The organism is Helicobacter sp., assembly GCF_014799995.1.
Taxonomy (GTDB): Bacteria; Campylobacterota; Campylobacteria; order Campylobacterales; family Helicobacteraceae; genus Helicobacter_D.
This window is the reverse complement of sequence record NZ_JAAVGY010000004.1, coordinates 44,486-54,723: the sequence shown is the minus strand read 5'-3', so window position 1 is coordinate 54,723 and position 10,238 is coordinate 44,486. Positions and strand designations below refer to the sequence as shown.

Below are 10,238 nucleotides of genomic sequence, written 5' to 3'. Positions count from 1 at the left end.
AGTTTAGAATCAATGCTTGCCCTAGCTTATAGGCTAGATGATTGTGGATTCTGTCTTTGGCTACAAGATAAATGCTGGGAATGGGCTTTTCTTTGATAATAGGGGTGGGTTGGCTTACAGCTTTTGTTAGCTTTCTTGCCGCGCAATATTCCTCAATAATTTCTTTGAGAAACTTCACATCAGGGATTAAAGATTTAAAGTCGTATTCTGGTTCTACGATAATATTCGCTTGGTTAAATGGAATCTCATATTCCCATTGACCACCTTTTGCTAGAAAAAAATCAATCAAATTGAAATAAGGAATCGTGTAGGAATCAGGCGTCATTATGACGGCTTCACTCCGTTCTGTGCAACTATTGGTCGTATCCAATTCACAAAAACTCTCATCATCTAAAATAATTTGAGTATTTAGGGTATTAAAAAGCCGAATCAAGGAACTGCTTTTTGCGATGAAACCACTCTGCGTTATTACGCGGATACTTGAATAAACATTATAAATACTACAAGGCTTGCGAGGCTTTTCATAATTCCAAGCTTGGATTCCTATGAGCGTCCAACCTGCACAACTCTTAGGAAATTGAAGCCTTGCACCCTCTTGCAATGGATAAGATTCTTCGCTAAATGCAGAATTTTGTAATCTTATAAGGTTAATCCCCCCCCCCCGCAGAAGTGTGCATTTCTCTAGGTTTGAGTATTTTAAAGTCTGGGTTTTGATTGCAAGGGATATTTTCTTTTGGAGTTTTGAACCAATGGATATTTTTGATGATATTTTGCCCAAAATAACTCATTAATCTCGCCATTTGATGCGCCCCAAAACAATCATAGAATCCAAAAACACTCTCTCTTGTATAATATTCTTGCATATCTATGCAGTTAAAGCCGTATTTATTCGCACAGATTCTATGCGCGTTATCAATTGCAGTGGCGAATGGATAGCGACTTGGATTCAGAGGCAAAAGCAAAATGAGCACTTTTTTCCCTAAACGATACAATTCTTCATACAACCAATAAATGCCCGCAATAATTATAGAAAGTGGAACACAAGAATATCCGTGATGATTTACGATTTCATTAATATTGCTTTCTGTAATAATTAAATCTGCTTCGTGTAGTGATTCTTGATTCCTCTTGCGTTTTAATTCATAGAGATTTTGCAGAGCAATAGAAGAACCCAAAGCCAAATTTGTTAATTTGATATTCTCTCCCCTTAAACCTTTTTGTAAGCCATTTAACATAACAGAATTACTGCCCCCAAGCAAAACAATAGATAAATGTTTTTTCATTTACGAGCCTTTATTAAATAGTTTTGTATTTTACTATTATAGCAAAATTACTAGATTGCCGACCATACAAACAAAAGCCTTACTATATCCCTACAAGAATCTTTTAATTTATTTCCAAAACTTGATAAAAATCTGCTAAAATACCACTCAATTTAAAAACATTTAAGGAGATATAATGAAAGTTTTATTATTACAAGATGTAAAAGGCTTAGGCAAAAAAGGTGAAATCTGTGAAGTCAAAGATGGCTATGGAAGAAATTTTTTAGTCGGCAAAGGATTGGCAGATTTTGCTACAAATGAAGTCATCAATCGTTACAAAGCTGCACAAAAAAGGGCGGCAGAACTTGCAGCAGAAGAAAAATCTCTTATGGAAATGACCGCGAAAAAAATCTCTGAAATCGTGGTAAAAATCACTCAAAAAGTCGGCGCAAATGGCTCACTTTATGGGGCAATCACCAAAGAAGACATTGCAGAAGCACTCGCCAAAGAGCATCGTTTAGAAATAGACAAAAAGACAATTGAATTAAAAAACCCCATTAAATCTACTGGGATTTACGAGGTAGAAGTGAAATTAGGACACGGAATTTCTGCTACTTTAAAAGTTGATGTAGAGGCACAATAATGTTTCACGCAACAACGATTTTAGCTTACAAAAGCGAAAAGGGTGCGGTGATTGGTGGAGACGGACAAGTAACCTTTGGTAATTGTGTCTTGAAAGGAAATGCAACCAAAATCCGCACACTCTATAATGGTAAGATTCTTAGTGGATTTGCTGGAAGCACTGCGGACGCTTTTACGCTCTTTGATATGTTTGAAAGAATCTTAGAAAACAAAAAGGGAGATTTGCTCAAATCTGTTATGGAATTTTCTAAAGAATGGCGCAAGGACAGAGATCTAAGGCGACTAGAAGCAATGATGATTGTATTAGACAGAGAACGCATCTTTATCCTTAGCGGAACGGGTGATGTCGTAGAGCCAGAAGATGGCAAAATTGCAGCAATTGGAAGTGGAGGAAATTATGCTTTGAGTGCTGCACGCGCACTTGATAGATTTAATAGCACACTGCAACCCAAAGAACTTGTATTGGAATCCCTTAAAATTGCGGGCGAACTTTGTATTTATACAAATACAAATATCAAAATTTTAGAACTCTAGGAATAATCGTGGAAAATGTGATAGCAATGACACCTAAAGCCATCGTAGAATATTTAGATGAATATATCATTGGACAAAAAGACGCCAAGAAAATCGTAGCCATTGCGCTAAGGAATCGTTACCGCAGACTGCAACTCCCAAAAGAAATTCAAGAAGAGGTTATGCCTAAAAATATTCTAATGATAGGCTCTACCGGTGTAGGTAAAACAGAAATCGCAAGAAGAATGGCGAAAATAATGGGATTGCCTTTTGTCAAAGTGGAGGCAAGCAAATACACAGAAGTGGGTTTTGTCGGACGCGATGTAGAATCTATGGTGCGTGATTTAGTCGTCGCCTCTATTAATCTCGTCAAAGAAGAGCATCGCCATAAAAGCACACAAGATATTGAAAAATATGTATTAGACAAAATCGTAGAAAAACTTATCCCTCCATTGCCCAAAGGAGCGAGCGAACAAAAGATTGAAGAATACGAAAATGCAAGTGCCAAAATGCGAGCTAAAGTGCAAAATGGAGAAATGGACCATTTAAAAATTGAGATTGAAGTGCCTAAACGTTCGTTTGAAATTGAAGATAGCAATATGCCGGCTGAATTTGCTAAGGTGCAAGAAACCATCGCAAGAGTTTTTATTGCTTCCCCAAAAGAGAATCCCAAAAAAGAAGTAACGATTAAAGAAGCAAAAGAATTGTTAAAAGTAGAGGCAAGCGAAGCATTATTAGATCTAGAAGCCATTAAACACGAGGGACTCAAACGCGCAGAAAGTAGTGGAATTATTTTTATTGATGAGATTGATAAAGTCGCAGTCAGCGGCAATGGACAAAGTCGTCAAGACCCAAGCAAGGAGGGAGTGCAACGCGATTTACTACCGATTGTAGAGGGTAGTGTCGTCAATACGAAATATGGCAGCATTAAAACAGACCATATTCTATTTATTGCCGCAGGTGCGTTTAGTTTAAGCAAACCTAGTGATTTAATTGCCGAATTACAAGGTCGTTTTCCTTTGCGCGTGGAGTTAGATAGCTTAGATGAAGAGGCACTCTATAAGATTCTGACACAAACCAAAAATTCTATCTTGCGTCAATATGAAGCACTTTTGGGCGTTGAGGGAGTTACTTTGAAATTCAGCGATTCTGCGATTTTGGCTTTGGCGCATTATTCTCAAATCGCAAATGAAAAAACAGAAGATATTGGCGCAAGACGTTTGCACACGGTGGTGGAACAAGTCATTGAAGAAATTAGCTTTGAAGCAGAAAATTATAAAGGACAGGAAGTAGAAATTACGGAATCCCTTGTAAAAGAGAAGCTAGAATCACTCGTAGCAGATTCTGATGTGGCGCGTTATATTTTGTAAATTTGGAATAAACAAAAGTGGAAAAAGCCCAAAACGACTCTACAAAAGAATCTCAAGCCATTACCACAAAAGCGGGATTTGTGGCAGTGCTTGGACGCCCAAATGCAGGGAAAAGCAGCTTTCTCAATACACTTCTAGGAGAGAGGCTCGCTCTCGTTTCTCACAAAGCCAATGCAACGCGTAAGCGAATGAATTTGATTCTTATGGAAAAAGAAACGCAAATCGTCTTCGTAGATACGCCCGGAATCCATATTCAAGAAAAATTACTCAACCAATATATGCTCAAAGAAGCCCTAAAAGCAATGAGTGATTGCGATATTTTATTGTTTTTAGCCCCCGTTACAGATAAAATTAGCTTTTATGAAGATTTTTTAAAAGATGCAAAAAAGCCTCATATTTTGTTGCTGACAAAAACAGATTCTGTTTCCAAAGAATCCCTTTTTGCCGCCATCAAGGCATACGAAAAATATCAAACCAATTATCTTGCGCTTATTCCTATCTCCATTAAAGACTTGGGAAGTCTCAAACGCGTAGTGGAAGTCGTCGCCAAACTAATGCCGCCAAATCCTTATTATTATGACCCAGAGATTCTAAGCCCCAATACAACTAAAGAAATCGCAAAAGAAATCATCAGAGAAGAAGTCTTTGAAAACCTTAGTGAGGAATTGCCCTACGAGAGTGATGTGCAAATCACACTCTATAAAGAAAAACCAAAAGTTCATTATATCAAAGCGACGATTATCGTGCATAAAGAAAGCCAAAAGGGTATGGTGATTGGCAAAGGTGGAGCGACACTCAAACGTATCGGACATAAGGCGCGTTTGAAGCTAGAATCCTTTGTGCAACAAAAGGTTTTTTTGGAAATTTTTGTAAAAGTCATTCCAAGCTGGTGCAAAGAACGTGAAAGTCTTAAAAAAATGGGGTATAATTTTGAAGATTAATTATCAAAAGGCGGAAGTATTTATGAAAATTTTTAAAGTTTTTGGGTTACTTTTAGTAATGGCAGTAGCGCAAGCTAGCGACTTTGAATGGGTAAAACTCTATTCTGAAGGTGGAGTCAAAGCAATAGAAAACAAAATAGAGCAAATTATGCAAAGTCGCGCGTATTGGGAAGAGGCTCTTAAGACACAAGATACGCGGTTTGGATATTACGAAGACTTACAATATTTGTTTATAGCAACTAAAAACAAGCCAACCTTAAAACTCTATTCACTAGAAAATAACCGATGGAATGAGAGATTAAATGTCAATAGTTTAGTTGGCTCTAAGGGCGGACATAAAGAAAAAGAAGGAGACCTTGCAACGCCCATTGGTGTCTATACATTAAATGCTCGTTTGACGAATTTAGACCAATATTATGGACCTCTTGCCTTTAGCACAAGCTACCCGAATCTTTTTGATAAACTTCAAAAACGCACAGGGCACGGCATTTGGATTCACGGAATGCCCCTTAATGGCAATCGCGAGGAATTAAACACGCGTGGCTGCATTGCGATTGAGAATGATATATTAAGCTCGGTGGATAAGATCATTCATTACAGAGATTCTTTATTGATTACTTATGACAATAATGCAAAGGAAGTCAATCCAAGTGATTTAAGCACGCTTCTTGGCAATTTATATACTTGGAAAGAATCTTGGAAAACCAATAATGTAGAGAGTTATTTGGGATTTTATAGTCCAAACTTCGTGCGTTTTGATGGAATGAAATACAATGACTTCACACAAAATAAACGACGCATCTTTGCAAAACGAGAATCCAAACAAATTGCGTTTTCTAAAATCAATATTTCGCCCTACCCTAATGAACAGAACAGAAATCTATTTAGGATTTCATTCTTTGAAGATTATAAAGCCCCAAGTTACAACTTTCACGGCAAAAAAGAACTTTATGTAGAATTAAAAGATTCTAAAATGCAAATTTTGGTAGAACAATAATTAGGGGGCGCAATCTTACTTTAAAATTTCTCTTTTGCTTAAGAGTTCTATAATCTCCTTGCGTCTTTCTTCTTTTGCATAGTCTAAAGCAGTGCGACCATCTTTATCGTGGAGATTAATATCCGCTCCGTTATTTAAGAGATCCTTAACCACTTCTGTATGACCACTTGCTGCAGCATACATCAAAGCAGTAAGACCATTTACTTTTTGAATATTAACACCTGCCTCCTTGTCTATGAGCTCTTTAACTATTTCTGTATGACCATTCATTGCAGCATTCATTAAAGCAGTAGAACCATTGGTTCTGTCTCGGAAGTTAACATTAACTCCAAAATCTAATAATTTTCTTAATGTTGCAATATCTCCATTCTTTGAGGCTTGCAGGAAATATTCTTGATTCAAAAGCCTTATAATCTCACTATGCTTTCCCTTTTTTGCATAATCTAAGGCAATGTAACCCTCTTTATTTCGGAAATCAATGCCTGCTCCCTTGTTGATGAGTTCTTTAACTATTCCTGTATGACCATTCATTGCAGCAGACATTAGAGCGGTAAAGACCTTCTTTGTCTTGAATATTAATCTTTGCTCCCTTATTGATGAGCTCTTTAGCTATGTCTGTATAATAATATTCCGCAGTATAACTTAGATCTGTATGGCTATATTGTGTAGCATACATTAGAGCGGTAAAACCACATTCATCTTGGAGATTAATATCTGCTCCATTGTTTATGATCTCTTTAGCTATTCCTGTGCGACCATTCAATGTGGCAAGTATTAAAGAAGTATAACCATAGTCTCTATTTTGTAAATTAATATCAATTCCCGCATCTAGCAATTTTTTAAATGTTACAATATCATCATCTCTTGCAGCTTGGAAAAAATCCTCTTCATTTTTTGTTAGAGAATACGAATGAGTAGAAATTAAAACCAAAAATACAATCGTCAAGATTCGCTTGAGCATCGTTAGTCTCTTTAAGACTTTTATTATTCAATAATCTTTGGAACGATGAAGAAATTATCCTCTGCACTTGGGGCATTCTTAAGAATCTCTTTAGCAATCTCGGGCTTGGATTCCACCTCATCTTGACGCATAGGCAATTTGGAATCTAGCGGATTAAAAGAAGCTGGAATCTCGTCCAAATCTAGCTTATTAATGTTTTCGACAAAATTCACGATTTCGCTCAAATGGCTTTTTGTCTCCTCCAATTTCTCTTCGTCTAGTGTAATGCCGCCTAACTTAGTCAATCGGTTTAATAAAGTAGTATCAATCGTCATTGGATTTCCTTGTAAGTTTTAAGATAAAGCATAAAAACTGATGACACGCATTCAATTGCGTTTTACTGGCTTTGGATTTTGGCTTTGGTTAAAATGATTTCTTCAGATTTATTCATCATTTTATTTTGTTTTTTATACCCCAAACCCAACCTTAACCTTAATTGTTTATAAAACCCTCTAATAAAATGTAGCCGATTTACTTTAAACAAAATAAAAATTGTAATAATTTTATAAAAAAAGAACTTAATATCAACTGCATTTAAAAACTTTTAAACTATCATTCCTAAAAATTTTTGAGGAATGGCGAGTGAAAAAAGAAATCAAAACTTACAGACCTAATGTCGCTGCTATTATCCTTTCTCCTAAGTATCCCTTAACTTGTGAATTATTGATTGCAAGTCGGACAGACATTAAAAATGCTTGGCAATTTCCACAAGGAGGTATTGATAAGTCTGAAACCCCCAAAGAAGCATTATTTCGGGAGCTAAAAGAAGAGATTGGAACAAATAAAGTAGATATTGTCGCGGAATATCCAGAATGGATTAGCTATGATTTCCCACCACAAGTTGTCAAAAAAATGTATCCTTATGACGGACAGATTCAAAAGTATTTTTTGGTGCGCCTACAAGAGCAAGGAAAGATTGATATTGACACAGAAAAACCTGAATTTGACGCATACAAGTTTGTAGGTGTGGAGGATTTGTTTAACCATATCACCTACTTTAAACGTCCTGTTTATAAGCAGGTTTTAGAATATTTTAAACGAAAGGGTTATTTATAATGTTGATTGTTCAAAAATACGGAGGAACGAGCGTTGGGGATTGCGAAAGAATCCAAAATGTTGCAAAACGTGTCATTGAGGCAAAACAAGCTGGCAATGGTGTCGTTGTAGTCGTCTCTGCGATGAGTGGAGAAACAGACAAGCTGCTAGGCTATACGAAATTCTTTTCTCGTTTGCCAAATGTCCGTGAAACGGATATGGTTTTAAGTGCTGGAGAACGTATCACAAGTGCGCTTTTGGCTATCGCATTAGAGGAATTAGGCTATAAAGCCATTTCCCTAAGCGGGAGAGGTGCAGGAATGATAACAGACGATTCGCACACTAAGGCAAGGATAGAATTTATTGATACTACGCGCTTGAATGACTTACTAGCAAAAGATTATATTGTCGTAGTTGCAGGATTTCAAGGCGTTACGCGCAAGGGTGAGGTAACGACACTCGGGCGCGGAGGAAGTGATTTATCAGCAGTCGCGCTTGCAGGGGCATTACAAGCAGATTTATGTGAAATTTACACTGATGTAGATGGGGTTTATACGACTGACCCACGCATTGAACCAAAAGCAAGGAAGATTGATAAGATTAGCTATGATGAAATGCTAGAACTCGCTTCTATGGGTGCAAAAGTGCTTTTGAATCGCTCCGTAGAAATGGCAAAAAAACTCAATGTTAATCTAGTTACAAGAAATAGCTTTAATCACAACGAAGGAACACTAATTACAAAGGAAGAGGAAATTATGGAACACCCAATCGTAAGCGGAATCGCATTAGATAAAAACCAAGCAAGAGTAAGTATTTGCAATGTAGAGGATAGACCGGGAATCGCAGCGGAGATTTTTGGAGCATTAAGCGAAGCAAATATTAATGTAGATATGATTGTGCAAACCATTGGACGCGATGGTAAAACAGATGTGGATTTCACTATCCCTGAAGTAGAGTTAGAAAACACAAAACGTGTTTTGAAATCTTTTGAGGGTAGTGTAGAAAGCATTGATTATGATAGTGATATTGCCAAAGTCTCTATTGTAGGCGTAGGAATGAAATCCCATAGCGGCGTAGCAGCAAGAGCATTCCAAGCCCTTGCAGAAGATAACATTAATATTATGATGATTAGCACAAGTGAGATTAAAATCTCTATGGTGATTCGTTTAAAATACGCGGAATTAGCGATTCGCACCCTACATAGCGTGTATGAACTAGAAAAACAATAAGACCAATGCAAGATTTATCTAGCTGGACATTACAAGCTTTGCGTTATGACGCAAGCCACCCTACTTGGCTTGAGGAGCGCAAGTTTGAGTGGATTCCATTAATCAAACGCGCCTTACAAAGAATCTTTAATGGCGAAAGCATGATTCTCATTACAGACCACGATAGAGAATGGTTTATGGACTATGTGATTAGCTCTATTAATAAGACAAATAATCGTCCTTATGTGCCAATCCTTAGCATTAATGCCCTTTTCCCACAGATAGACAAAACGCACAAAGACGAAACAGAAATTTCCCTAATTAATGATTATTTGGACAATGTCTTTTCGCAAAAATATTTTTTTTGGTATGTAGGACGAAATGATACGACACGAGCGAAGTTAGCCTTAAGCCACGAGGATTGCTTCTTGTGGATATTTGATACGCGTTTGCAAAACAGCTTTACTCTGCAATCTACGGATTCGCTTGTGGATATTCGCCTAATGCAAATGTATAGAATCTTTAATTTGACTTTAGAAGCCGTAATGTTTGGACACATCGCTTTGGAATGAGGTTTTATGCAAGATTCTCCAAATACTCACAAATCTGCCCCCAAAGCCAATTCTAAAATCGGGCATATTTTGCTTGTCAATCACCCCGTTGAAGAAGCGAGTGCGTATTATGAACAGCAGAATCCTCAAAATCACCGCCTATTTTGTGCAGAAGAGCTCAACATTGAAATTTCACGCGCTATCATTGATGAAAGCTACATCGCAAACGAAAATGTAAAGACGATTTTAATTGCGGCAAATTCTTTCAATCTTTATGCACAAAACGCACTCTTAAAGGTATTAGAAGAACCTCCAAGTGGTGTAATTTTTATCCTTTATGCAAAAATGAAATCTTTACTCCTGCCAACGATTCGCTCGCGTCTGCCTATTTTAAATCATACAAATAAGCAAAAGCTACCTCCTTTTGCATTGGATATTCGCAACTTAAATTTAGAAAATATTTATTTGTTTTTAAAAGAAAAACAAAAAGAAATCAATAGCCCCACTCTAAAGACAGAGATTCAAAGTCTATATTTAGACGCAATTAAAATGGGACTATATTTTGATTCCAATGAAACCAAGACATTTGAACGCGCGCTTTTTTGGGAAGAACAATACGAAAAATCACACCATATCCTTTTGGTTTTATTGTTGCTCATTTTGCGCAAGAAAAAACAAAAGTTTGCGGCGCAAAACCTTTGGAATCCTCAAGGATAAAT

The 10,238-nt window shown here is 37.0% G+C and carries 12 protein-coding genes and 1 pseudogene; 9 read left to right on the top strand and 4 right to left on the bottom strand.

Annotated features, from left to right (window positions below):
• A pseudogene (locus HDT10_RS00895) lies at window positions 1-778 on the bottom strand (hypothetical protein); the annotation flags it as partial.
• Between the two features lie 680 nt (window positions 779-1,458).
• Between HDT10_RS00895 and rplI the strand changes: the two are divergent.
• Genes rplI through HDT10_RS00870 form a run of 5 tightly spaced genes read left to right on the top strand, consistent with a single transcriptional unit; the run spans window position 1,459 to window position 5,725 of the window.
• Window positions 1,459-1,905 carry a 50S ribosomal protein L9 gene (rplI, locus tag HDT10_RS00890; RefSeq protein WP_290878981.1) on the top strand — a complete coding sequence of 149 codons (447 nt, stop codon included), beginning with the start codon at window positions 1,459-1,461 and terminating at the stop codon, window positions 1,903-1,905.
• Window positions 1,905-2,438: an ATP-dependent protease subunit HslV gene (gene hslV, locus HDT10_RS00885; RefSeq protein ID WP_290878978.1), complete on the top strand. Its 534-nt coding sequence runs from the start codon at window positions 1,905-1,907 to the stop codon at window positions 2,436-2,438. Before rplI ends, hslV begins: the two co-directional genes overlap by 1 nt.
• Before the next feature lie 26 nt (window positions 2,439-2,464).
• Window positions 2,465-3,787: an HslU--HslV peptidase ATPase subunit gene (gene hslU / locus HDT10_RS00880; RefSeq protein ID WP_290878992.1), complete on the top strand. Its 1,323-nt coding sequence runs from the start codon at window positions 2,465-2,467 to the stop codon at window positions 3,785-3,787.
• A gap of 59 nt (window positions 3,788-3,846) precedes the next feature.
• A complete protein-coding gene (gene era / locus HDT10_RS00875; RefSeq protein ID WP_290878989.1) occupies window positions 3,847-4,728 on the top strand; it encodes a GTPase Era in 882 nt (293 codons plus the stop codon).
• Between the two features lie 22 nt (window positions 4,729-4,750).
• A complete protein-coding gene (locus HDT10_RS00870) occupies window positions 4,751-5,725 on the top strand; it encodes a L,D-transpeptidase family protein (RefSeq protein WP_290878975.1) in 975 nt (324 codons plus the stop codon).
• Between the two features lie 15 nt (window positions 5,726-5,740).
• On the opposite strand, the gene HDT10_RS00865 is transcribed toward HDT10_RS00870, so the two are convergent.
• The 3 genes from HDT10_RS00865 to gatC are packed head-to-tail and all read right to left on the bottom strand — an operon-like array spanning window position 5,741 to window position 7,000.
• The gene (locus HDT10_RS00865; protein ID WP_290878973.1) at window positions 5,741-6,268 is read right to left on the bottom strand and encodes an ankyrin repeat domain-containing protein; all 528 of its coding nucleotides are present in this window, start codon (window positions 6,266-6,268) and stop codon (window positions 5,741-5,743) included.
• Window positions 6,231-6,686, bottom strand: a complete 456-nt coding sequence (locus tag HDT10_RS00860; protein WP_290878970.1) for an ankyrin repeat domain-containing protein — start codon at window positions 6,684-6,686, stop codon at window positions 6,231-6,233. Before HDT10_RS00860 ends, HDT10_RS00865 begins: the two co-directional genes overlap by 38 nt.
• 23 nt (window positions 6,687-6,709) lie before the next feature.
• On the bottom strand, window positions 6,710-7,000 hold the full coding sequence (gene gatC / locus HDT10_RS00855) for an Asp-tRNA(Asn)/Glu-tRNA(Gln) amidotransferase subunit GatC (RefSeq protein ID WP_290878968.1): 291 nt from the start codon (window positions 6,998-7,000) through the stop codon (window positions 6,710-6,712).
• 307 nt (window positions 7,001-7,307) lie between these two features.
• On the opposite strand from gatC, the gene HDT10_RS00850 reads away from it, so the two are divergent.
• Genes HDT10_RS00850 through HDT10_RS00835 form a run of 4 tightly spaced genes read left to right on the top strand, consistent with a single transcriptional unit; the run spans window position 7,308 to window position 10,236 of the window.
• Window positions 7,308-7,781, top strand: a complete 474-nt coding sequence (locus HDT10_RS00850; RefSeq protein ID WP_290878966.1) for an RNA pyrophosphohydrolase — start codon at window positions 7,308-7,310, stop codon at window positions 7,779-7,781.
• Window positions 7,781-8,989 carry an aspartate kinase gene (locus tag HDT10_RS00845; RefSeq protein WP_290878964.1) on the top strand — a complete coding sequence of 403 codons (1,209 nt, stop codon included), beginning with the start codon at window positions 7,781-7,783 and terminating at the stop codon, window positions 8,987-8,989. Before HDT10_RS00850 ends, HDT10_RS00845 begins: the two co-directional genes overlap by 1 nt.
• Before the next feature lie 5 nt (window positions 8,990-8,994).
• Window positions 8,995-9,540, top strand: coding sequence for a HobA family DNA replication regulator (locus HDT10_RS00840; RefSeq protein WP_290878961.1), 546 nt, complete (start codon window positions 8,995-8,997; stop codon window positions 9,538-9,540).
• 6 nt (window positions 9,541-9,546) lie between these two features.
• Window positions 9,547-10,236, top strand: a complete 690-nt coding sequence (locus tag HDT10_RS00835; RefSeq protein WP_290878958.1) for a DNA polymerase III subunit delta' — start codon at window positions 9,547-9,549, stop codon at window positions 10,234-10,236.
• Window positions 10,237-10,238 lie beyond the last annotated feature (2 nt).